The sequence below is a fragment of the Chromohalobacter sp. 11-W genome (assembly GCF_029889905.1).
Taxonomy (GTDB): Bacteria; Pseudomonadota; Gammaproteobacteria; order Pseudomonadales; family Halomonadaceae; genus Chromohalobacter.
The window spans coordinates 274,397-297,896 of the sequence record NZ_JARANZ010000001.1 but is presented as its reverse complement, the minus strand read 5'-3'; the positions used below and the strand labels follow the sequence as shown (position 1 = coordinate 297,896).

At 56.4% G+C, this 23,500-nt stretch carries 16 protein-coding genes; 6 read left to right on the top strand and 10 right to left on the bottom strand.

Annotated elements, in window-relative coordinates; genetic code table 11:
* The first annotated feature begins 313 nt into the window (after positions 1-313).
* The 6 genes from OP494_RS01360 to OP494_RS01335 all read left to right on the top strand — a co-directional run bounded on the left by OP494_RS01360 (position 314) and on the right by OP494_RS01335 (position 4,626).
* Positions 314-928 (top strand): sigma-70 family RNA polymerase sigma factor, encoded by a 615-nt coding sequence (locus tag OP494_RS01360; protein WP_280538951.1) that lies wholly within the window; start codon positions 314-316, stop codon positions 926-928.
* On the top strand, positions 925-1,689 hold the full coding sequence (locus OP494_RS01355) for an anti-sigma factor (RefSeq protein WP_280538950.1): 765 nt from the start codon (positions 925-927) through the stop codon (positions 1,687-1,689). Before OP494_RS01360 ends, OP494_RS01355 begins: the two co-directional genes overlap by 4 nt.
* A gap of 111 nt (positions 1,690-1,800) precedes the next feature.
* Positions 1,801-2,229, top strand: coding sequence for a hypothetical protein (locus OP494_RS01350; RefSeq protein ID WP_246893880.1), 429 nt, complete (start codon positions 1,801-1,803; stop codon positions 2,227-2,229).
* A 232-nt stretch (positions 2,230-2,461) separates the two neighbouring features.
* Entirely contained in the window at positions 2,462-3,058 is a 597-nt protein-coding gene (locus OP494_RS01345) for a transcriptional regulator (RefSeq protein ID WP_052046591.1), read from the top strand.
* Positions 3,045-3,719 (top strand): isochorismatase family cysteine hydrolase, encoded by a 675-nt coding sequence (locus OP494_RS01340; protein WP_280538949.1) that lies wholly within the window; start codon positions 3,045-3,047, stop codon positions 3,717-3,719. The genes OP494_RS01345 and OP494_RS01340 overlap by 14 nt, the downstream gene beginning before the upstream one ends.
* A 28-nt stretch (positions 3,720-3,747) precedes the next feature.
* Positions 3,748-4,626, top strand: coding sequence for a glycine betaine ABC transporter substrate-binding protein (locus OP494_RS01335; RefSeq protein ID WP_040244240.1), 879 nt, complete (start codon positions 3,748-3,750; stop codon positions 4,624-4,626).
* A 159-nt stretch (positions 4,627-4,785) separates the two neighbouring features.
* Here the strand turns inward: OP494_RS01335 and OP494_RS01330 are convergent, their stop codons facing one another.
* The 10 genes from OP494_RS01330 to OP494_RS01285 form a co-directional block, all read right to left on the bottom strand.
* The gene (locus OP494_RS01330) at positions 4,786-7,467 is read right to left on the bottom strand and encodes a bifunctional acetate--CoA ligase family protein/GNAT family N-acetyltransferase (protein WP_280538947.1); all 2,682 of its coding nucleotides are present in this window, start codon (positions 7,465-7,467) and stop codon (positions 4,786-4,788) included.
* Between the two features lie 35 nt (positions 7,468-7,502).
* On the bottom strand, positions 7,503-8,531 hold the full coding sequence (locus tag OP494_RS01325) for a zinc-dependent alcohol dehydrogenase family protein (RefSeq protein WP_280538946.1): 1,029 nt from the start codon (positions 8,529-8,531) through the stop codon (positions 7,503-7,505).
* Positions 8,532-9,222: 691 nt separating this feature from the next.
* A complete protein-coding gene (locus tag OP494_RS01320) occupies positions 9,223-12,573 on the bottom strand; it encodes a P-loop NTPase fold protein (protein WP_280538945.1) in 3,351 nt (1,116 codons plus the stop codon).
* Positions 12,574-13,436: 863 nt separating this feature from the next.
* Positions 13,437-16,637, bottom strand: a complete 3,201-nt coding sequence (locus OP494_RS01315) for a DEAD/DEAH box helicase family protein (protein WP_280538944.1) — start codon at positions 16,635-16,637, stop codon at positions 13,437-13,439.
* 436 nt (positions 16,638-17,073) lie between these two features.
* Positions 17,074-17,712 carry an SOS response-associated peptidase gene (locus OP494_RS01310; protein ID WP_280538943.1) on the bottom strand — a complete coding sequence of 213 codons (639 nt, stop codon included), beginning with the start codon at positions 17,710-17,712 and terminating at the stop codon, positions 17,074-17,076.
* 53 nt (positions 17,713-17,765) lie between these two features.
* A complete protein-coding gene (locus OP494_RS01305; protein ID WP_280538942.1) occupies positions 17,766-18,926 on the bottom strand; it encodes an HNH endonuclease in 1,161 nt (386 codons plus the stop codon).
* Positions 18,927-18,944: 18 nt separating this feature from the next.
* Positions 18,945-19,877, bottom strand: coding sequence for a GIY-YIG nuclease family protein (locus tag OP494_RS01300; RefSeq protein WP_280538941.1), 933 nt, complete (start codon positions 19,875-19,877; stop codon positions 18,945-18,947).
* A gap of 15 nt (positions 19,878-19,892) precedes the next feature.
* On the bottom strand, positions 19,893-21,290 hold the full coding sequence (locus OP494_RS01295) for a restriction endonuclease subunit S (protein WP_280538940.1): 1,398 nt from the start codon (positions 21,288-21,290) through the stop codon (positions 19,893-19,895).
* 2 nt (positions 21,291-21,292) lie between these two features.
* The gene (locus tag OP494_RS01290) at positions 21,293-21,475 is read right to left on the bottom strand and encodes a hypothetical protein (protein ID WP_280538939.1); all 183 of its coding nucleotides are present in this window, start codon (positions 21,473-21,475) and stop codon (positions 21,293-21,295) included.
* A complete protein-coding gene (locus OP494_RS01285; RefSeq protein ID WP_280538938.1) occupies positions 21,472-23,451 on the bottom strand; it encodes a class I SAM-dependent DNA methyltransferase in 1,980 nt (659 codons plus the stop codon). Before OP494_RS01285 ends, OP494_RS01290 begins: the two co-directional genes overlap by 4 nt.
* Between the last annotated feature and the right edge of the window lie 49 nt (positions 23,452-23,500).

Sequence of the window (23,500 nt, the reverse complement as noted above, 5' to 3'; positions counted from 1 at the left end):
GCACCGCCCGCCACGTGGCAGCACATGGTCAAGCAAGACAACATGGAAACGATCTCGTTTGGGAGAGGGTTCGAACTGGGAAGGAGCATGGAATCGATGCCCCGTACCCACGCGTATCGGCATGTCATAAGTAAACTTTAGGCCGTACGCCTGATCGCGCCCGGTTGTGGTGCCAGGCCTACAGCACCGCAAGCGTCAGGCGCACACGCCCTGCTTGTAATGACCACGGGGGTTTTGCAAACTGCCTCGCGATGGCGCGGATACAGATGCGCCGCCGACAGCATGCCCCAACGACGACAACAGGGAACGTGGTATGTCCGATGCCTCAAGACGCTCTCCGAGGCGCTCCTCGATAGCGGCGGATGATGCCTCCGCCGCGCCTTCCACTGCAGGAGAACGCCTGCCCGAACTGCTTCGGCGCGTGGCCCAGCGTGATCGCCGCGCCTTCGAGCAGTTGTATGCGGCCACGTCGGCGAAACTCTATGGCACGGTACTGCGTATCTTGAAGGAGCGGGGTCGGGCCGACGACGTGGTTCAGGAGGCCTACGTCACGATCTGGCAGAAGGCGGCACAGTTCGACACCGGGCGTGCCTCGCCGATTGCCTGGATGGTCGCCATCGCCCGCCATGCCGCCATCGACGAGCTGCGTCGCCAGCCCCGGGCCCCGCACGAGCCGGAAGAGGCGCTGGCCCACACGCCCGCCGATGAGCCCAGCGCCCGTGAGCACCTGGAGCACGAGCAGGACGCCAAGCGGCTGCATGCGTGCCTGGAAGCGCTCGAGGCCGAGCGCCGGGACATGGTCCGCCTCGCGTACCTGGATGGCTGGTCGCGCGCCGATCTGGCCACGCATTTCGAGCAGCCGGTGAACACCGTCAAGACCTGGCTCCATCGGGCCTTGAAGCAACTCAAGGGGTGCCTGGCACCATGACCGACCACGACGACATCGACATGCTGGCCGCCGAGTACGTACTGGGCACTCTCGACGCCGAGGAACGCGCCGAGGTAGCCCAGCGCCGGCAGCACGACGCCGACATGGAAGCGCGCATTCTCGCCTGGGAGGCGCGTCTCGCCCCGCTCGGCAACGAGGTCGAGGCCATCGCCCCGGGGCCGGATCTGCTGGAAAGAATCGAGCGTCGCATCGACGAACTCGAGGCGACTTTTCAGACAAAATCCAAGTCGGAAGACGACACCCACGGCGCGACCCAGGTGATCGCGCTACGCCGCCGCCTCGGTTTCTGGCGCGGGTGTACCGGCCTGGCCACGGCCGCGGCGCTGATACTCGCCGTGGTGATGATCGCGCCATTCGACGACACGCCGGATGCACCGCCCTTCGTGGCCGTGTTCCAGCAGGACGACCAGCAGCCGGCCTTCATGCTTTCCGTCGACCTCGACAGCCGCCGGCTCAACGTACGCCCGGTGACCGCCAAGCCGCTGCCGGACCGCAGCTACCAGCTATGGATCAAGGCGGAGGCACTAGGGCCCAAGCCCCGCTCGGTGGGCGTGCTGAACGACGACTTGAGCCTGCCGGCCGACGCCCTGAGCGACTACGATTCCGAGTTGCTCAAGCGGGCCACCTTCGGCATCAGCATCGAGCCGCCAGGCGGTTCCCCCACCGGCCAGCCGACGGGCTCCGCGATTCACGGCTATCTATATCCCACCGACCGGGACGCGGTATCACAGCATTTGTGAATTTTTTTCGCGTCGAGGTGAAACCTTACCCGGGCTCCTTGCGTAACTAAGAGCACGCCCATCTCAACCACTTCCCAAGATGGGGCGTGCTCGGAACTCAAGGAGAGAATGATGACCAAGCTCATGGCAAGTGCATTCGTATCCGCCACCCTGCTCGCCGGCGCCTCCCTGGCCCAGGCGGAAATGCACGGTGACATGCATCCACAGGTCTGGGCCGACGATCAATCCGTCACCGGCGGCACGGTCACCGCGGAAAAGGTCACGGCGGACAGCAACGGCTGGCTGGTGGTCCATCGCACCGACGAGAGCATGAAGCCCGGCCCCGTGGTCGGTCACGCCCCGCTCAAGGAAGGCGAGAACATGGACGTCACCGCGTTGCTGACCGAAGACGTCAGTGCCGGCGATCACCTGATGTTGATGGTCCACAGCGAAGAAGGCGGCATGGAGCCCGGTGTGTTCGAGTACACCCTCGGCGCCAAGGAAGACGGCCCCATCAAGATGGACGGCAAGCTGGTAACCGAGACCATCACCGCGCAGTAACCATTCTCCGGCATGCCGAGAGACGGAAGGGGCCTAGCGGGCCCCTTTTTTGTGCCTTGCGCCGTGCTCGCTGGTTCATTCCGCAGGAAGCTTTTATTTCAGCACTTCCAGGGAATAGACCCAGTTGGCCATGATCGTCGATGCGGTCAACCAGATAAGCAATTTGACGGCACTCACCTATTTGTCTAAATTGTTCAAAACATTTTGAACAAACTGAACAAAAGAGCGTGCCATGCAGAAAACCGACACACAGCGCCTGGAAGAAGCGCGCGATGTCATGATCAGCGCCCTTGCCCAAAGCATGGTGGCCTACGGCGTTACGCCCTCGGTGGGACGAATCTACGCCGTGCTCTATTTCTCCGCCTCACCGCTGACACTGGACGACATCAAGGACGAGGTCGCCATGAGTAAGGCGAGCGTCAGTACCGGTGTCCGCGAGTTGATCGACACCGGCATGGTGTCGAAGGTGTGGAAGAAGGGCGACCGCAAGGACCACTACATCGCCGAGAAGGACTTCTTCAAGAATTTCCTGAACTTCATGGTCAGGATGCTGCGCCTGGAACGCGGCATCATTCATAAGGCGGTCGAACAGACCGAGCCGGTGATGCGTGAGATCGCGGATCACGGGGCGGACAGCGAGACCAGGGAGATGGCTGCAAAAGACCAGGCCTTGGTCAGCGGTTCGAAAACGTACCTGACCTGGATCACACAGCTGGCCAATGCCATGGAGTCGGGAGACATCTTCGAGCATTTTCCCCGGCCCGAGCGCGATACGCCGCTGTCGGACCGCCATTCCCCCCAAGAGAACATCAAGCATGAAGACAAGTGAAACCGCCCTGGTCGTGATCGATGTGCAGAAGGAAAGCGGCTTCAGCCTGCGCGGAATGGATGGCGTGGTGCGCAATACACAGAGCATGATCGAAGCCTGCCGAGCGGCCGGCATCCCGGTCATCTACACGCGCCAAATCAATCGCCGTGACGGTATCGGCCTCTCGCTCGACGAGCCCCGCCAGGCCGGCGGCGAACCGCACTTCTACGCCGATAACCGTGACAGCATCGAGATTGTCGACGAGATCCGGCCACAGAAAACCGACATCGTGATCGACAAATACCGCTGGAGCGCCTTCTTCGAAACCAGCCTGGACCTGATGCTGAAAAGCCTCGGCGTGAAGAACCTGATCATCGGCGGCGTGGTGACGGACGGTTGCCTGATGACTTCGGTCTTCGACGCCTACTTCCGCGACTACCGCATCCAACTGGTTCACGACATGTGCACCGCCTCCAACGAAGGCGCCCACATGGCCGCGATGCTCCACATGGCCAACTGGGTCTACTCCCTGGAAGTGCTGAATACCGACAACATGATCAAGTGCCTGGAAGGGCACGAGTATGCCGCCTGGCAAGCGGATGACGCCGATGCCTTGCAGTTCACGCCGGAAACACTGCGCGAGACCTTCGCCACGCTGACCGCTGCTGCCAACAAACAGTGATCGAAACACTCGAACACAGGAGAACAACATGAGGTTCACACAATTATCGACATTGCTGACTGCCACATTGATGACGGCAGGCGTCCAAGCCGCCGACCAGCCTCCGCTGACCGCTGACGGTGTCGAAAACGCCACCATCACCTTCGGGATGCCGGCCTGGACCAGTACCGAAGCACCAACGGCCATTGCCGAGCAGATTTTGGAAGAGGCAGGCTACAACGTCGAAAAGACACTGCTTGCTCAACCAGCAATCTTCCAGGGCATGCAGGCCAAACAGATCGATTTTTTCATGGACGCCTGGCTACCCTACACCGAGCAGGCACTGTGGCGTGAATACCAGGATGATCTGCAGAAAGTTGCCACCAGCTATGAAAACGTGCCGCTAGGCTGGGTGGTCCCTGCCTATGTCGAAGAAAAGACCATCGGCGATCTGGAAGGCAAGGCGGATAAATTCGACGGCCAAATAGTGACCATCGGCGCCGGAGCGGGCATTGTCGACCTCTCCGAGCAGGTAATGGCGGATGAAGACTATGACCTCGATGGGTATCAACTTGCCTATACCAGCGAAGCCGCCATGATGGGCGTAATCAGAGACAAGATGCCCAACGAAGAGCCGTTCATCATTACCGGCTGGCGTCCGCACTCCATGTTCTCGCAATACGATTTGAAGTTCCTGGAAGATACGGAAGGACACTTCAAATATGACAACGTCTACGTCCTCTCCTATCAGAGTATCGAAGATAAATACCCGCGCGCTTACGACATCATGTCCCGCTGGAGCATTAACGTGGCCGATCTGGAAGCGATGATGGCTGCGTACGAAAACGACAATGTGTCATTCGAGGACTCCGCCGCCGCATGGATCAAAGATAACCGCGAGCGCGTGGACGAGATGCTCGGGTATTGATTGGATGCCTGCGTAGCAACATAGACGCAGGGCAATGCCGACGACATCTCCCTCCTCGGGACCATGCTCGGCGAACACCTCGCGATTGGAGTCATCTGCATCTTGTCTCCTCGATGATCGGCCGGGGTGCCCGGCCGCTTGTCGCCATGGAACGTGTCGTTACGGCGCGGGGCGTATCAGATCGAGACTCAGCGTCACGGTATCCACGGTGTCGCCGGCGGGCTGGGTCACGAACCCCAGCGCCGCCGCCATCTGCCGCATGGAGTGATTTTCTCGCAACACATCGGCGAAGATCTGGCGAATGCCGGTCTCGCGGGCATACGCGAGCAGCCGCTGCATCAGGCGATAGCCGAGGCCGGTGCCCTTCTTGTCGCTGCGGACCATGATCGCGAACTCGGCCTTTTCCTTGTCGGGGTCGGCGGAGAGCCGCACCACGCCGACGATGGCCGACTCCCCCGGCGATGTCGCCACGAAGGCCATCTCACGGTCGTAGTCGATCTGCGTCAGGCGCGCGGCGAAGGCATGATCGAAGGGCTTGATGGCCGCGAAGAAACGCATCCGCACATCCTCGGGCGTGGAATTGCGCAGCATCTCGACCAGCGCGCCCTCGTCCTCGGGGCGAATGGGTCGCAGGCAGTAACGCTGCCCGGCGCGCGTCTCGATTTCTTCCTCCAGCTGCTGCGGATACGGCCGAATCGCCAGGGGCTTGCGCTGGTCGCCCTCGGCGCGGACCACGATGCGTGCATCCAGGGCGATCACCCCGCTGGCATCCGTCAGCAGCGGATTGATGTCGAGTTCGACCACGCGCGTCAGGTCGCTGACCAGTTGCGAGACCTTGATGAGCGTCGCTGTCACCGCCTCAATATCGGCCGCCGGACGGTCTCGATAGCCGCGCAACAACCGCGCCACGCGCGTCGAGGCGATCATGTCCCGCGCCAGCAGTGGATTGAGCGGCGGCAGCCCCACCACCCGGTCGCCGATGACCTCGACCGCCGTGCCGCCCTGGCCGAACACGATCACCGGCCCGAAGAGGCTGTCTTCGGCGACGCCCACGATCAGTTCATGCGCGCCCGGCCGGCGGATCATCGGTTGCACGTTGAAGCCCTCCACACGGGCCTCGGGCTGGGCACGCCGCACCGCCGCGAGCATGTCCTCGGCGGCCTGCGTCACGGCGCCGGACGAGGCCAGATTCAACTGCACCCCACCGACATCCGATTTATGCGAGATATCCGGCGAGAGGATCTTCAGCACCACCGGAAAGCCCAGCCGCTGCGCCGCCTGACTGGCCTCTTCCGGGGTCCGCGCCACGATGGCGGGTACCGTGGGGATGTCATAGGCCGCGAGCACCGCCACCGCCTCCGGCTCGGTCAGCACGCTGCGCCCCGCCGCGATCACGCCGTCGATGACCGCCTCCGCCTTGGCCGGCTCGAGGGCAACGGCCTCGGCCAGCGCCGGGGGCGTTTCCATCAGCGCCTGCTGGTTGCGACGGTAGCTGAACAAGTGCGAGAAGGCCCGGATGGCCTGCTCCGGCGTCTCGTAGGTGGGCAGGCGCTGCGCGGCGAACAGATGCCGTGCCTGGTCGGGCGCCCCCTCGCCCAGCCAGCAGGTCAGCACCGCTGCCTGCCGCATGCCGATCGTCTCGACCACCGCCCGGGCCGCGTCCAGGCTATCGGCGACCGCCGCCGGACAGTTCATGACCAGAATCGCATCCGCGCCGCGCTCATCGAGCAGCGCCTCGAGAGCGAGCGCGTAGCGCCTCCCCGGCGCATCGCCCAGAATGTCCACGGGATTGGCATGCGACCACGCCTCGGGCAGCGCCTCGTTCAGGCGTGCCAGCGTCGTCTCGGAGAGTTCGGCCAGGTGCCCGTTCTCGGCAGCCAGCGCGTCCACCGCCAGCACGCCGATGCCGCCACCATTGGTGAGAATCGCCAGCCGGTCGCCCTTCACGCGGATGCCGGTCGCCAGGGTGCCAGCGGCCTGGAAAAGCTCGTCCAGCGTTGACACCCGAAGCATCCCCGCGCGCCGGAACGCCGCGTCGTAGACGGCATCCGCCCCGGCCAGCGCCCCGGTGTGCGACAGCGCCGCCTTGGCTCCCGCCGTGCTGCGGCCGGTCTTGACCACCACTACCGGCTTGTTGCGCGAGGCCATGCGCGCCGCCGAGAGAAACTTGCGCACCTCGGTCACCGCTTCGACGTAGAGCAGGATCGAGCGGGTCTTGGGGTCCAGGGCCAGGTAGTCGAGCATGTCGCCGAAATCGACATCGCTCATCGCCCCCAGCGAGACGACGTGCGAAAAGCCGATGCCGCGCGCCGAGGCCCAGTCGAGAATGGACGTCGCCACCGCGCCGGACTGGGTCACGAAGGCGACATCGCCCTTGGCAGGCGTGAGATGCGCGAAACTGGCGTTGATGCCCATGTGCGGCGCCAGGATCCCCAGGCAATTGGGCCCGACGATGCGCATCAGATAAGGCTTGGCGGCATCGAGCATCGCCTGCTTGAGCGCCATGCCCTCGGGGCGCGCGCCCTCGCCGAAGCCCGCCGAGATCACCACCGCCGCGCGGCAGCCACGCTCGCCAAGCTCGCGGATCAGCCCCGGCACGCTCTCCGCCGGCGTGGCGATGATGGCCAGGTCCGGCGCCAGCGGCAGCTCGGCGATGCTGTGATAGTTGAGGGTCGAGCGGATGGCCCGCTCGTGCGGGTTCACGGTCAGGATGGGCCCCGCGAAACCGGCCTCCAGCAGATTGCGCGCCAGCACCGTCCCCACCGAGCCCGGCCGGTTGCTCGCCCCGACCAGGGCGATTGTGGCCGGGGCGAACAACGCATCCAGATTGCGAATCGACATCGGGCCTCTCCGGTCCGTTCAGCGAGCGGCAACCATCAGGCGGTCAGCAGCATCTTGATGGCCTTTTCCGACGCGGCACGCGAGAACACCTCGTACGCCTTTTCGATCTCGTCCAGCGCGAAACGGTGGGTGATCAGGCTTTCAGCGTCGATGCCGCCGGTCTCGAGAAACCGCATGAGCACGGGAATGGTATTGGTGTTCACCAACCCGGTCCGGACCGTGACGTTCTTGATCCACAGCTCCTCGAGGCGCAATTCGACGCTGCGGCCATGCACGCCGATGTTGGCGAGCCGTCCGCCCGGACGCAGGATGCGCTGGCAGGTATCGAACGTCTCAGGGATACCCACGGCCTCCATGGCCACGTCGACGCCCTCGCCGTCGGTGAGCGACATGATCGTCTCCACCGGATCGGCACTGACGGTATCGGTCGCGCCTAGTTGCCGCGCCACGGCCAGGCGGTTCTCGTCCGGGTCGACCATGATGATGCGTCCCGGCGAATAGAAGCGCGCGGTCAACAAGGCGGCCAGCCCGATGGGCCCAGCACCGACGATGGCCACGGTATCCCCCAGCGAGACCTCGCCGTTCAACGCACCGATCTCGTGGCCGGTGGGAAGGATATCGCTCAGCATCAGCGCCGCGGCAGGCTCCAACCCCGGCGGCAACCGGTACAGGCTGTTGGCGGCATGCGGGATGCGCACGACCTCGGCCTGGGTGCCATCGATCTTGTGACCGAGAATCCACCCGCCATCGCGGCAATGCGCATACATGCCCTGCTTGCAGTAATCGCAGTGCCCGCACGACGTGATGCACGAGATCAGCACCTGATCGCCGACCGCGAGACCGCTGACGCCCCCGCCGACCTCCTCGATCACCCCGATGCCTTCATGGCCCAGGGTGCGCCCCGGCGTCACCGCCGGCACATCGCCCTTGAGGATGTGCAGATCGGTGCCGCAAATGGTGGTATGCGTCACCCGCACGATGGCATCCGTGGGTTGCTCGATTGCGGGTCGTTTCTTCTCCTTCCAGGCCCGCTGCCCCACTCCCTCATAGACAAGCGCTTTCATGTCACCCTCCCCGGGTAACGCCTACCGCGACTCGGCAAGCCCTCGCCTGAGTATAGAAAGCGCTGGGGAATGGGGATTGATCAGGGTCAAGTTTTTGGAAGTGACATTGCCTATTAGCGAACTCTTTACGCAGGGCCACCATCCGCGGCTCATACTTGGGCGACGGAAGGCAGGTAGGAAGCGCATCTAGGTTGCGAACCGACACTGCCCGCCCCTCCGGTCAGTTAGTGAAGACCCGGGCGTCGAGTGCGCGAAACGACGCGCCTACCCGGGGCGGCAGGCCATCACCAAGTATAGGAAGCGTGGAGGATGGCGGGATGACGGCGGTCAAGCGTATGGCGTGGCGGAGAGACGCCACAGCAACGCCGAGAAGCTTCTCAAAGCCTCAGAGTCCTGAACGAGAGTACTTCGAGAATGGTGGGCCCAGCAGGACTTGAACCTGCGACCAAGGTATTATGAGTTAAGCCTAACGCGTACCATTCCAAGTCAATACTTGAAAAGGTGCATACATGCCTCTATCGACCTTCATACGTTTACAGCATCGACACGATGTACACACCATTTCAGGAAGATTATGTGGCGATCTAAAAAGCCGACACAATAAAAAAACCAGATCTTTCCAGCATCTAAAAAATGCAAAAACTCTAGCGTCACCACAAACCTACTTCATACAAGCATAAAACCAAAAACTTCAACTACCCGATTGCTCTTGCAGATCCAAACCTTCCCGAACCACTCTACAAAAAGAATTTTCATGTTTATTGACGATCTCAATAAAATCTTCTTTTGTACCTTTCTCACAGCTTTCTAGACACTTCTTAACTTTTCCCAAATGCTTTTCATAAAGCTCAGCCCACTCATCGTTAGCAATAGCACACAAGTTAGAATAAATCCTATTAAGGCTTAGATCAGGATATTCTTCAAGAGGCATTTCATAAGTTATATCTGAATAAATAGTAAAAAAACTTTCTACCCCATCTTTTTCAAGGTAGTGAACTCCAGCTTTATCTATGATATCTTGGCCAATAGCTCTATATGATCGATTCTTTATACAAGAAACAACGTACTCCCAATCACCAGATCTTGTCGGAAGCTTTTGCTCACCCCTTATGATATCACAGGCATGATCAACTATTACCGGCCTATAAATTCCAGCTGAAAGTTTGAAGGAAGAATCAACTTTCTTAACGGCTATAAGCAAATCAAGATCATTGCCCTCTTCATATAGAGCTTCTGAAAACTCAGCTACACTCAAATCCTGAAGATGCCTAGCAATCTTTCCATATAAAACCGCAAGTTTTTTATTATTAATGCAAGGGTACAAATCTATTACAAACGCAGAAGGCACTTTACTGAAGTCTATATCCAGCCTGTCACTAAACCTCTCACCAATATCCCTTATAACATCACTACTCACTTCTTTACCGCAAGCTGCAATAATACTTTTATAGTTATACACCAAGTACAAAGCATTAACCCTTCCAATGCCAGTGGTTAATAGCATATACTTTAAAACAATCTTATACAGACCGCTTCCATTTTTAATAGCATAGCCAGCGATCTTGTTGAAAAAACCGTTATCTCTCGCAAACTCTGATAGTCTTTTTATAGCAGAATCTGGGCATTTTCCTTCAAAAATTCTCGCCGTGTGATCCCATCCTGACTTTGCCCCTGGAACTGAATTTTGAACGTTGGGATTTGGTGCAACGCTAAGCGTAGGTGCCGAGTTTTTATTCAGAACAATCCAAATCAAAGACGCTAATGATTTATCATCTTCCAAATCAGAAAGCTTTTCAATATGAATATAAATTTTCCCATTACTAAAATAACTCTCTAAGGCAGAAAAATCTTTACTATCATCGGACAACTGCCTAACAGCTTCAATCACATCTGCCAGGCCTTCAACATCCTCAGAATTCAGGCGATTTATTAACTTCTTGTAGTCCTCATTGATATTGCTTTCACTTAATACGCTCTCTCGCAACTGATTGTAAGCACTTAGATAGGAGGCAGCATCTTCATCTATAAGACCGGAAAGCTGTTTATGAATTTCATCTTTATTATGCACAAGCTTTAGATCATCAAATGCAAAATATTGATCTTGCTCACAGCAAATCGCCACACCTATCGCGAAGCTTTCTCCCCGGGGAATCTCAACCTTATTTATAGGAAAGTCTTTCAGCTCAGAGCGAGAACATTTACAAGCTTTTTTTATGACAGAAAAAACAAAGCTAGACCATAAAACACCATGATGCACGCCTAGATTTTCCTTATCTATAACGGACCGCCTAAGAGCAAGGAAAAGTATTAAAGACGCATTGAATGGATGCTTACTTGCCTGAACTATTTCAAGCAGGCCTTTGAGCTTATCCAGTCTCTCTAGCGGGCCAAACTGAACTGTGCGCAACGTTTTCTCTAGCTGTAGCCACACGTCCAACTCCAAACTTCTTGAAAGATCAATAGCACTCAAATTTCTAGCCACATTGGACAACACCAAGTCCCCTTCCTCTGCCCAAGACTTTGAGTTTTCATGCACTACGTTAGCAAGTATTTCATCAAAACCCTTGACTTCAGACAAGTCTTTTATTTCAGAGTCTTCATCTTTAACGAGCGCCCCGTTAACGGGATCTGTCAGCAAAACCTCATTAGCATCTTTAGGCTCAACATTAAAAATCAACGCGGCTAGATTCTTTCTCCATTCAGAGTCGTTTGCCACATGTAAAAATCTCTCACTTATGCAACTACTCTTTTCTAAAAACAAGGGGTCATTATCAACTTCACTCCTATGCAACACATATAATGCCATTGTTTCAATGGGTATATTTGAGCCCCACTGAGTATACAATGACCCTATTTCATTAACATAAGAAATAACAACCCTAGGGGTGGGCAACACTGAATCTTCTTGAATTTTTCTTTGCAGAAGTCTAAACAAACGATCAAGAACATCAGAAGGAACTTCTTCTTCCAGCGCATTCGCAACATTAAATGAAAGATATTGCTTCCAGTCAGTAGCCAACGGAGGAGAAACTTTAATGGTTCTATCAAAAGTCTTGTTAAATATATCCTCCTCAACTATGCATTCGGAATTTTGCAAAGCGCTTTTAAACGCATCCATTATCAACTTTTTATCGTAAGGCACGACCGCAACAACATTAACTGGCTCTTTCCCCGGTTCACACACTGTAAATATTGATCTAACCTCTGACCAAACCTCTGGTATCTTTTCCATAGGAAGGCGATCAATATTATCAAAAACCAAAACTATTTGAGTATTTTTAGAGCAGCCAACCAACCAAGCGAAAAGATCGTAAAACTCGGCAGAAGTAGGATCCTTGTCTCTTATGTACTGATCCAAAACCTCTTTATCAACTTCTTTCGAGAAAACGTTGACCGATTTAGAAATCGCCTTTAAAACCCCTTCCTTTCTTTTTGACAAGAAGTTAATAAAGACACTAGAAGCTAGCACCCCATAAATAACATACACAAAACATTCCGCATATTCTGTATATTTGCTTTTGGGGGCTATAGGGTCTTCACTAAAAGCAAACGGACTTAACCACATATATGCTAGCGGTATCAAGGGAACAACAGCTATAAAAAAAGCACCAGCCCAACTATAACTAGACTCTTTTTCGTATACTATCGTCTTAACTTTATCTCTGATCCGCCCCCTTGCATCATCTGCTAAGGAGTCACTAAACCCTTCAACCTTTTCCTGCTGCATCCAAGAAACCAAACTTTCAAGAAAGGATCTTCTAAAATCCTCCGTATAATGTGACCACAAATCAAATGTAAAAACCTTTGCTATATTTCGCTCGTTAGCCAAGCTATTCTCGGCCATCTTTATAACTGATGATTTACCAGCCCCCCAGGGCCCCTCTAAACCGACAGCCCCTCCACTATCTGAAAGCTGAACTATTGTTTCTGATAATGCGTGCGCAGACCTTTTGTGCCCTTTCCCACTAAAAAAATCCTCATCACTTGGTGAATCTTTTATTATTTTAACCTTACTCGTCGGAAATTCGCTCTTCATATTCATATCACCCCCTTACCCAGATTCCATGCATTGCCAAAAACAAACAACTTAATACTTTTTTATGATTTATTCGAATCCTTTTAATAATTAACCTAATGACACAAAGACTTTATTAAGAATCCTGTCACGCTTTTCTGTCTTTTCTCTCATGAGTAGCATCATCGAATTCTAGTGCGAAAAAAGTACCAAAACCTTTTTTAAGCATAACGCAAATCAAGATAGCACTGCTACAACTGTCTAAAAAATTGTATATCCTTTGTTTTTCGAGTGATATTTTGCGCATCTGGCTGAATCAGGTCAACCACACGCACCTGGCAAAAGACATGGTATTTTTCACAACACCTTCCCCTGCTATGAATTTAAAGAATTCTCTTTCGGAGGGGGCATTAGATGAGTTCGTTCAGCATAGGCGTCACCGCGCTCAATTAGTATTTCAGAGTAGTTCTTATTTTTTAATCTCCGCTTATTTTTTTCTGTCTCCCGAACAAGGTTTGCAGCAGTGCCACAGCAATCAAAAGCAGTACACCGTAAATAACATGGGTCACGACTGTTTCGCCTATATCCTGAATGGCTTGGTACATAGCCACGCCCTCCGTGGTTTGTCATCGTTATCCACTTTGTTTGTTCCCTGCTCAAGGCCGACCTCCTATTTTGAGAGCCTGCCACCCTGGTATCACCTTGCAGCTGCCTTTCCGGCTAGTCGGTATCCGTTGTCTACTTGAGCGCCTTTTGCGCCTGCTCTATCTCCGGGCTGATCTGCCCGGCTTCCTCGTTCACCTGATCCGTCATCAGCCACATCGTGCACTGTGGGAAAACTTGGATAAGTTTGTGCATCAGAAACAGCCTCATTACCCTTTGGTCAAGCATCACATATTTGACTGTACTTCTCGTCCGCTCCTCCCCGCCAACAGCTTGAGAATCAACAGCGCAAACTGCCTGCCCGTTTCCTCATTCTCCAGTAGCGGCATGCTGAGCTTTTCTTGATCGCTCATGCTATCGAGTACGGCGTCGGTGACCTTCTTGGGAAATAGGCCGTGCATCACTTGGTCTTCGCTGTGATTGCGCACTTGCGCCATCACCGCTTCGTCGCGTTCGATGCGGTCGGCGATGCCATTGGCGAAGTGCAGCTTGTCGTCGTCGCTGACTTCGGACCCATAAAGATCGTTGAGCCGTTCGATGATCTCGGCGAGGCGTTGTTTCTCAGGGTCATGGGGCTTGCCGGAGCCAACGTCGGTGCCAGGTTTGAGCGGCTTTCCCTCGGCGACTTCCAGCTTCAGTTGTTGTTCGGCACGCTTGGTCATGCGGTAGTGGGTCAGTTCCAGTTCGCTGACATCGACCGGGTCTTCGTCCGTCAGTCGCTCACTGCGCAGTAGCGGCTGGAGGTGCTTGGCGTAAACGCACAGTTCTTCCAGTTCGAGATCGTCGAAGGTGATGATCTGGCTGAGAAACTCGTAGGAGCGTACGAAGCTGGTGAGGTTCTTGCGAAAGAGATCGAGCTCGTCAAGGGAGGTGCCGGCGTCCTTTAGCTCCTGCTCGGCGCGTAGCCGGCCTTTTTCATCGCCGTTTTGCTCGTCCTGTTGGCGTGCCTCGGTCCAGGTGTCGATCTGGTCGAGCAGCGCGCTATAACGCTTCTGAAAACGGTCCTGCGCGGGCTGGCAATGGTAGCTCAGGCTGGAGGCCGGCGCCTTGGGGTCATAGAAAGCCTTGGCGAAAGCATCGACTTCCTCCCAATGGTAGATACCGGCAGCGTCCAGCGTGCGCTTGAGATCGAACACCACCTGAGGGTCGGAGACGCCCTCCAGCTCGGCCTGCCGGTAATACGGCGCGAAGGCATCGAGAATATCCTTGGCATCGTTGTAGAAGTCGAGAACGAAGGTTTCCTTGCCAGGATACAGCCGGTTGAGCCGCGAGAGGGTCTGTACGCAGTCGACACCCTGGAGCTTCTTGTCCACGTACATGGCGCACAGCTTGGGCTGGTCGAAGCCGGTCTGAAACTTGTTGGCGGCGATCATGACGTTGTAGTTATCAGTATCGAACGCTTCGGCCAGATCGCGGCCATTGAGCCCTGGATTGAGTCGCTGACTGGTCTCGGTGACCTCCTCGGGAATCACCTCATCAGGCGGCACGCTACCCGAGAAGGCCACCAGCGGATACACGTTGTCATAGCCTTTGTCGGCGATGTAATCGCGCATGGCCAGTTGATAGCGTACGGCCTCTTGTCGACTAGCGGTGACCACCATGGCCTTGGCCTGGCCATCCAGCAGGTGGCGTACATTGGCACGAAAATGCTCGACGATGATCTCGACCCGCTGGGAGATATTGTAGGGATGCAGACGCACCCAACGCGCCAGGGTTCGAGACGCCTTCTTGGACTCCACCTCCTGGGCGTCGGCCTCCGGGTGGGCCAGTCTCCACGCGGTACCGTAGGTAACGTAATTCTTGAGCACATCGAGAATGAAACCTTCCTCGATGGCCTGCCGCATGGAGTAGAGGTGAAACGGTTCGGGCTTGTTATCGTCACCTGCGGGTAACGTCGGGTCGGGTGGCCGGCCGAACAGCTCCAGCGTCTTGGCCTTGGGGGTGGCGGTAAACGCGTAATAGCTGATGCGCTCACTCGGGCGACGAGCCGCTACGGCGGCATCCATCAGCGCTTCTGAACTCACTTCATCTTCATCTGCCAGGTTTTCTCCCGCTGCCGCCAACAGAGCCTTGAGCTTGCTGGCCGAGCTACCGGTCTGCGAAGAGTGGGCTTCGTCGGCGATCACCGCGTAGCGACCCTCGGCGAGCTTGGGCCGCTTGTCCAGGGCATCGAAGAGCGCAGGAAACGTCTGGATGGTGACGATGATGATCCGCGTGTTGCTGGCCAGAGCCTCGGCAAGCTGCTCGGATTTGCTCTGGCTCCCAACATCACGTGTGATCGGACACACCACGCCGTGGGCATGCTCGAATTGATAAATGGTGTCCTGCAACTGGCTGTCGAGCACAGTGCGATCGGTCACCACGATCACCGAGTTGAAGAGCTTTTTCCCGTCCTCAGCGTAGAGGTTGGCCAGCTGGTGGGCACACCAGGCGATGGAGTTGGACTTGCCGGAGCCGGCGCTGTGCTGCACCAGATATCGCTGGCCGGCCCCCTCCTCGCGCGTGGCGTGAATCAGCCGATTGACCGCTTCCCACTGGTGGTAGCGCGGAAAGATGAGGGTTTCCTTGGTGTGGCGGCGGCCGTGGAAATCCTCGCTGGTCTTTTTCTCCAGGTGCAGAAAACGCCCCAGAATCTTCAGCCAGGCATCCGGTTGAAGCACTTCCCGCCAGAGGTAATCGGTTGCGTAGCGGCATTCATCCTCAGGCAGAGGATTACCCGCGCCGCCATCCTCGGTGCCCCGATTGAAGGGCAAGAAGAAGGTTTCCTTACCCGCCAGCCGAGTCGTCATGGCGACTTCCGACTGACTGACGGCGAAATGCACCAGAGCACCGCGCTTGAAGGTAAGCAGCGGCTCAGCCTTGCGCGTGACCGGGTCCTTTATCGGGCGGTCGAAGCGATACTGACGTTTGGCGTTCTCCACGGACTGCTTGAATGCGCTCTTGAGTTCCAGCGTCGCGGTGGGAATACCGTTGACGAACAGTACAAGGTCGAGGCGGGGATTATAGGCCTGCCCGCCCTTGCCTTGCTCGCGGGCATGCGGGGAATAAGAGACCTCCGGCACCACGCGCAGGCGGTTGGCGCGATAGCGGGCCAGAGAGTCGGGATTCATGGCATGGTCGGGCTTGAAGCTGCACAGATCGAGCTTCACCCCCGGCACCTTGAAGCCATGGCGCAACACGTCGAGCGTATCGGCCTTTTCCAGCTCGCGGACGAGCTTCTGGATCAGCACGGTCTCCGGCGCGCGGGGATTGGCCTGGCAGAACTTTTCCCAGCGCTCGGGCCACGCTTCCCGTTGATAGGCAATCACGTCTTCCGTGTAGAGCGCCGTGGTGCGGTCATAACCATTGGAGGTGCCGACTTGCCACCCCGCTTCGGTCATGGCCTCGATGATGTCCTGCTGGAATCGGTGTTCCCGGCTGTCCGCCATATCATTCCCTGCGTTCGGCGTAATCTTTTGAAACAGCCTAACGGTTTGAGAACATAAGGAGAAGCCTACTTAGGACGATGCATTGCCCATAGAGAGCAGTCTCGCCAGTCTTCAGAGAATCCCATTTCAGCCATATTGATGGCGTGGTGATCGATGAATCCTCAGCCGTTCTCGACAATGGAGAAACTGGGGCTCTTGCTGCCACCGCACAGCTGGAAAAGTAGCCCCCAAGGTGCGCTTACGTGAGAGGCGTGGGGATGTTGTCGACTGAGGTGATAGCTGGACACAGCAACCAAGGTGAATGGATTCCCCTGCACCGATGGGCAGTCCCTAGGCTGGTTTAATTCTTTCTCTGAAAGTGGCCTTTAAGAGCGATTCAGAGCGCATTTCTAAACCACACCTCGCCACCTGGCACCAGAACAGCACTGATGGTGCTTCAGCCCACCGCCTCGATCAGCACCGGATCATCCTCTACCGGCTTATTAACCCGGATGCTCACCGGCCAGTGGTTTAGCCGATCCTGCGGAAGGTGGTGGACGAGGTGGCGGATCGTCTCACGGTCCGTCAGCCAGGGCTCCAGGCTCCATTGACCCAGAATCAGCAGCATGCGCGGGTGGACCGCCTTGGCGACACCGCGGGCAGGCTCGGTAAGGATCGTGCAGCCGGACTTGCCGTCCGGGCGTTCCGTCCAGATGCCGGCGAACCATAGCGGCTTGCCGTCGTGGCGGGTCAGGTAGTGGGGCTGCTTGCGGTCTTCCACAGCCAGCCACTCGTACCAGCCATCAGCAGGTATCGGACATCGGTGATGGGCGAAGGCGCCATGGAAGTAGGGGGAGGTGGCGACCTTCTCCACGGTGGCGTTGATGGGCTGCGGGACCTTGTCGTCAGCCAGTGCGGCTGATAACCCCACCAGAGGGCATCCAGGCTCAGCTCTGTCGTCATGCCTGCACACTGCCGACATCCAGGTGCCGGGTGCGGCGTTGTAGCGAGGCGTCAGCTCGACCTCTGCCAGCGGCAGCTTGAGGGAGCGTGCCAGACTGAGGAAGTCGCTATAGAGGGCGAAGCGGCCGCACATAGCCCCCATATTTTAGAAAGTTAATTAAAAGCCTTTGCATTGAATACAGCCACCTAACCGACTTGGCGCTTAACAAATGTCCTAAAGTGCTGGCTCAACAAATATTTTGAAGCTTTAACTCGCCCTTTTGTAACCTGTAACCCTTCAAGCTCCCCATATTGGCGATCTTTTTTTATGACGTCGCTGAGCCTTACTACGCTGGACTCAGGGTCGATGCTTAGCAAAAATTTATCAAACAGACGGTGAATATCCACTCGCAAGCACAACGAATTATCTAACCTATTTGATTGAGGCCCTGAGTACGGGCTTATATGCGCAGCTTCCAACACCTCAACAACACCACTATTAGTTATGCAACAACCCCCATAATAATTATCAATAACTGAAAGCCGAAATTCTCGCTGACCTTCCCTAACCACATGGATTCTCTGCGCTCGCTTTCTCAGGTCAACGGATGACGCACCTTTACTTTCGACTCTTACATCTTCAAAAAAATCATCTAAACCGGCCTCGACTGGAAGGTCATCTTTTATTTTTTCTATCTCTGGATGGCTCATCACCCCCTGCCAATTACTGACGGCTACGACGCCGGCCCTTTCTCTTAATAATGCAAGAGCTTGGCAAGCTGCTTGAACACTCGAAAAGCTGTTGGGCCTGTTCTTCCAGGCCGCCTTAAGATCATCATTGCCTAGCTCTAAAACCTGAGCTCTTGTCAAAGCGTTTTTTTCAATCACTCTAGCATAGCTTTGCTCGGAATCATCAGATAAAAACGGAGCCTTTAACGTGACAACTTCATCTCTGTTTATATAAGCTTGCCATCCTTGATAGCTTTCCACTACCCCGGCTGAAGCCTCAACAATAGCAAGAGCCTCCGCAGCAGCTTCTTTGGATCCACATAGCTGCTCCCTGTGTTTCCAAACCTCATCAACCTGCTCAATCGACATGCCGTCTAAATCTGCTGGTTCAAAAACCCAAAGAAAATAAACCTCATCATCGGAAGATGGTTCTGAGCCTCGCTTAGCTTCAACATCTACAGCCAAGTCGTCATCATTGTCACTTACATCATCATGGATATTTTCAGCCACCTGCCAGGCCACTCTTTTATCTCGTGTCGTGGCCCCAATTTTATTCTGATGATCCTCAATTCTTCTCCTGATTTCTCCTAGGCGACCCGCTTCCTCTTTTCTTTTTTTGTTTCTTACTTTTTTCGACATGCCATCTCCTCAACATCACTATTCCGGAGCGGTCTCTGCTGCCGCACTCACCTGCTGATCCTGCCAGTCGCCGTAGGTCAGGCCACTATCTTCCGCCTTCCAGGAGATCCGACCATTGGCGCTGCGGCCAGAAACCACCGCGGCGGCGGCGCTGGGGCTGCTGAAGCTCTGGTCCTCGTTGAACACTCGGATGCTGTTGCTGCCTTCCACCAGCACCCCGTCCTCGCAGAGCTGGTTATAGAGGCTCTGATAGCCGCGCTCGGTGCCGACCCAGCCACCCCGGGCTAGGGAGCCCTTGAAGACGTAGAACTCACCGTCGATCTCCTGGCCGGTGGCGCGGATGCCGTGCCGGGGTACTTCCAGAGTGAAGCGTGGTGATGCCTCGGGCTCGGCAGCCGTAGTCGCTTCGGGCTCTCTCGAGGGGCGGGAGGTCTCGCGCAGGAAGTCGAGGCCCAGTACCGGCAGCACGGTGCGGATCTGCTCCAGGAAGAACGCCATGTCTGCGCGGTCCGACTCGGGCAGGTTGATGTACTCATGGGCGGTGCCGTTGATCAGCTTGCAGCGGCCGACCTGGCCGGCGCTCTGAATCAGCAGGCTTTCCAGGTACTTCACATGGGCCTTGGTGAGGTTCTGGTCCTTGCTGGTGACCAGGCAGACCTTCTCCCAGAAGTCCTTGCCGCCCTTCTCCTCGGGGCGGTTATGCTGCTTGAGGCGAGTGCCGACGTCGTCGCTCTCGCCGATATAGACCAGCGGGCGCAGGCTGTTCTCGGGATCCGGCCCCACCAGGAAGTAGATCCCGGTGCGGCCACACTCCGGGCGCTGCACCAGCTCACTAAGCTTGCTGCGCGGCCCGGTGAGCACATGGCCGGTCCAGTTCATGATCTCGGCGGTAAGCAGGCCGTTGGGCGTGCCATCCACCAGGAAAAGCCGGATACTGCGTCCTTGGGTCATCAGGATTCCTCGTTATTAGCCGTAAGTGGCCCGCGCTTCGGCAGCCATCAGCATCTCGGATTGATCAGCTTGTTGATCGGTCTGCCAGCCGCGCACATCGATCTTGCCGGTCACGGCGGCGGAGATCAGAGCGGAGCGGCGTTCGACCAACAAGCGTGAAGCCTTTTGGGCTTCAGCTATCAAACCATCCAGCCTGTCTCGTTCAGCTAACACATAATCGACCACTTCCTTTTGCTCCGGGAGGGGTGGTAAAGGCATGCTCAATGAGCGGACATCTGGCATGCCGATGGTCTTTATCGTTGCTCCGAACGTATAGCGATCAAGCTCCTCTTTCATCGCATAGAAAACCAGGAGAAGATATTCTGAAATAACAGCATCTTCACGACAGACCCATGCAATCAAATGCTGAGAAACCGCCATCTCCTTTGTGGTTATAGCCGAAACCCCTATAGTGGCATCGCGCGTAAAAACCACCGTCCTAGGTGGAAGAAGGCGCGCAGAAGAATTGGAAACACCAAGACAACTAATCGAAAACTTAGTCTCATCAATATAATCGGAACGCGCCAACTCCTTGCTGTCATTTAACGACACCCAAGGTATACCACCATCCCAGTATTCAGCTTTTTCCTTATTAGGAGTATGTCCACTTTCAAGCTTGGCTGCGTGCTTGACCCGCATCACCTCCCAATGCTCAGGCACTTCCCCCAGCCACTCCACCCCGGAGTCCTTCAAAGGCACATCGGGGGCCAGCCCCTTGGTGACGACATGGGAGATCACCGCCTGTCGCTTCTCCTTGAGCAGTTCGATCAGGCGCTGCTGCTCCTCCACCAAAGAGTCGATACGGGCGGTTTCGTGGTCGAGGAAGGCAGCGATGCTGGTCTGCTCTGGGACAGGTGGCCACGCCAACTCGAAGTTACGCAAGAAGTCATCAGGCACACGCTTCTGGCCGCCCGCGCCATACATATGCGACTCTCCCAGCTCTCTAAAAGGCCGCGAGGAGATCACTCGATAAAGATAGCCCCCGGTCACCTGAGAGGTATCTGGGCGTGCAACAGTCAGCTCTGTTGTACCGAAACCGACCCCTTCACAGAGGCCCTGCATTATCGCTCCCTTTCCGTTTTCAAAGCAGGGGGTGATTTTTGCAAAAGTGACATCGCCTTCGCTGAGGTAGGTGTAACCACCAACAACTTCACCTAGAGGGCGGGTCTGGGTGAGATCTAGGGAGCCATCTTCGCCAACGGCCTCCATCGGAATGAAGCTGACTTCAGCTGTGTCAGGCCAGTGCCGAACTTCTGACTTGGAGGGGTTTAGCGTGGCAACAAACCGCATTCGTTTGACTTGCCAATGTGCCGGTACCTCCCCCAGCCACTCGACGCCGGAATCCTTGTATTCGGGATATTTCGGGAAGCTCATGCCTACACTTCCTCCACTTGATTTTCGCCTGCTTCCTTCAAGTGAGAACCAGTTGGCCCGCTGCCAGACACAAAAAAACCGCCAAAGTGTGCATCGATGAGAGGCATGGCGGGTATGTCGTCCATCATGCTGTAGCGACGAAGCCTGACTGTCAACGCACTATTCAAGTGACTATAACTACTCATGCCGACAGATCCTCGATCATCTGCTTGATCCGGTCGGTGCAGGCCTTGAGGTCGGCGTCGATCTCTTCCAGCGGACGCGGCGGCGTGAACTGGTAGAAATGCCGGTTGAAGGGAATCTCGAAGCCGACGATGCCGATGCGGCCATCCAGCGGGTCGCGCTTCTCCTCGTCGATCCAGGCGTCGGAGACGTGGGGCTTCACCTCGCGCTCGAAGTAGTCGAACACCGACTCATCCAGCGGCACGTTCTCGTTATCGCGCAGGCCGGTGTCGGGCTCCGGATTGCCCTTCTTGTCCAGGCAGATATCCGCCTCTAGATCGCGCTCGGAGAGGGCGTTGAGAATGGCCTTTTGTACCGGCGCGCCGACCTTCAACCCGGCTTCCGCCAAGGCGGCTTTCAGTGCCTGGGTGAAGGCGTCGCGGTTGGTATAGACCTGCTCAGGGTCGAAAGTCGCGCAGGCACCCTTGAGCGCTTCGCGCTCTCCCACGTCGAGTTTCTGGATGGCCTTCTCGTCATCGAGTCGGGCCAGGCGCTCGGGGCTAGCCTGGAAGTTGAGGCGCAACGGGCGCTCCACCGTGATGCGGCGGTAGCCGAAGGCCTCGACCGGGAACAGCTTGCTCTCCTCGCTTTCCTGAAAGGCGCCGTAGAGCCGTACGATCTCCTCGATATCTCGGTCGGCGACGAACTGGCGCTTGCTGCCCAGAGACTTGCGCATCTTGCTGGCGCGACCGGTGGCATCGATCAGTTGTACCTGGCCCCGGCGCTCGGCGGACTTATTGTTAGAGAGAATCCATACGTAGGTGGCGATGCCGGTGTTGTAGAACATGTCCGTGGGCAGACCGACGATGGCTTCCACCAGATCATGCTGCAGTAGGTAGCGACGAATTTCGGATTCGCCGCTGCCGGCGCCGCCAGTGAACAGCGGCGAGCCGTTTAAGATGATGCCGATGCGTGAGCCGCCTTCCTGCCGGGGGCGCATCTTGCTCACCAAGTGCATCAAGAACAGCAGCGAACCATCCGAAACGCGCGGCAAGCCAGGACCAAAGCGGCCATCGTAGCCCTTGTGCTTGTGCTCGTCGGTGATCACCTTCTGTACCTTCTTCCACTCCACCCCGAACGGCGGGTTGGAGAGCATGAAGTCGAAACGTTCACCGGCCAGTTGATCATTGGAAAGCGTATTGCCCAGCTTGATCTGATTGACTTCCTGACCCTTGATCAGCATGTCAGCCTTGCAGATCGCGTAGGACTCAGGGTTGAGCTCCTGTCCATGCGGTGAAACGCTCATCCCCCCGCTGACCTGCTGCATGTACTCGTCGCTCTCGGAAAGAAAACCGCCTGTACCCGCCGTCGGATCATAGACGGTGGCGATGCCGCCCCCCTTGAGCTTTTCGTCTTGGCCGGTGAGGACCAGAGAGGTAGTAAGGTGAACGATATCACGTGGCGTGAAGTGTTCCCCCGCCGTCTCGTTGGAGCTTTCGGCGAACTTACGAATCAGCTCCTCGAACACCAGCCCCATGCCGTAATTCGATAAGCTTTTGGGGCTCATGTCGATAGAAGCGAATCGCTGCACCACCTGATAGAGCAGGTTATTGGCCGTCAGTTGCTGGACGAAGCTCTCGAACTCGAAGTGCTCGAAGATTTCCCGTGCATCCTGACTGAACGACCGCACATAGTTCAGCAGGTCATCGGCCGTTTGGGTATCGGACAGCGTGCCCAAGCTCAGCGGTGATGCGTTGAAGAAGGGTTGTTCGGCCACCCGTAGCATCACCTTCTCGCGAACGGCGTCGGACTTAAACTGGTACTCATGAGCGGCGCTCAGCACTTCAGCCTTGGTGGGCTCCAGAACGCACTCCAGGCGCCGTAACAGCGTAAACGGCAGGATAATGCGGCCGTACTGGGACTGCTTGAAGTCGCCGCGCAGTAGGTCCGCCACGGACCAGATGAAGGCGGCCAACTGAGAATGACTCTCCGTATTCAAGGTGCTTCCCCGCGTGCTTGATGCTCATTGGTGGGCAACATCATACACA

What these genes read in the sequence shown, in the direction of transcription:
- OP494_RS01360 (WP_280538951.1), top strand. Translation starts at nt 314, where the DNA reads ATGTCCGATGCCTCAAGACGCTCTCCGAGGCGCTCCTCGATAGCGGCG.
- OP494_RS01355 (WP_280538950.1), top strand. Translation starts at nt 925, where the DNA reads ATGACCGACCACGACGACATCGACATGCTGGCCGCCGAGTACGTACTG.
- OP494_RS01350 (WP_246893880.1), top strand. Translation starts at nt 1,801, where the DNA reads ATGACCAAGCTCATGGCAAGTGCATTCGTATCCGCCACCCTGCTCGCC.
- OP494_RS01345 (WP_052046591.1), top strand. Translation starts at nt 2,462, where the DNA reads ATGCAGAAAACCGACACACAGCGCCTGGAAGAAGCGCGCGATGTCATG.
- OP494_RS01340 (WP_280538949.1), top strand. Translation starts at nt 3,045, where the DNA reads ATGAAGACAAGTGAAACCGCCCTGGTCGTGATCGATGTGCAGAAGGAA.
- OP494_RS01335 (WP_040244240.1), top strand. Translation starts at nt 3,748, where the DNA reads ATGAGGTTCACACAATTATCGACATTGCTGACTGCCACATTGATGACG.
- OP494_RS01330 (WP_280538947.1), bottom strand. Translation starts at nt 7,467, where the DNA reads ATGTCGATTCGCAATCTGGATGCGTTGTTCGCCCCGGCCACAATCGCC.
- OP494_RS01325 (WP_280538946.1), bottom strand. Translation starts at nt 8,531, where the DNA reads ATGAAAGCGCTTGTCTATGAGGGAGTGGGGCAGCGGGCCTGGAAGGAG.
- OP494_RS01320 (WP_280538945.1), bottom strand. Translation starts at nt 12,573, where the DNA reads ATGAATATGAAGAGCGAATTTCCGACGAGTAAGGTTAAAATAATAAAA.
- OP494_RS01315 (WP_280538944.1), bottom strand. Translation starts at nt 16,637, where the DNA reads ATGGCGGACAGCCGGGAACACCGATTCCAGCAGGACATCATCGAGGCC.
- OP494_RS01310 (WP_280538943.1), bottom strand. Translation starts at nt 17,712, where the DNA reads ATGTGCGGCCGCTTCGCCCTCTATAGCGACTTCCTCAGTCTGGCACGC.
- OP494_RS01305 (WP_280538942.1), bottom strand. Translation starts at nt 18,926, where the DNA reads ATGTCGAAAAAAGTAAGAAACAAAAAAAGAAAAGAGGAAGCGGGTCGC.
- OP494_RS01300 (WP_280538941.1), bottom strand. Translation starts at nt 19,877, where the DNA reads ATGACCCAAGGACGCAGTATCCGGCTTTTCCTGGTGGATGGCACGCCC.
- OP494_RS01295 (WP_280538940.1), bottom strand. Translation starts at nt 21,290, where the DNA reads ATGAGCTTCCCGAAATATCCCGAATACAAGGATTCCGGCGTCGAGTGG.
- OP494_RS01290 (WP_280538939.1), bottom strand. Translation starts at nt 21,475, where the DNA reads ATGAGTAGTTATAGTCACTTGAATAGTGCGTTGACAGTCAGGCTTCGT.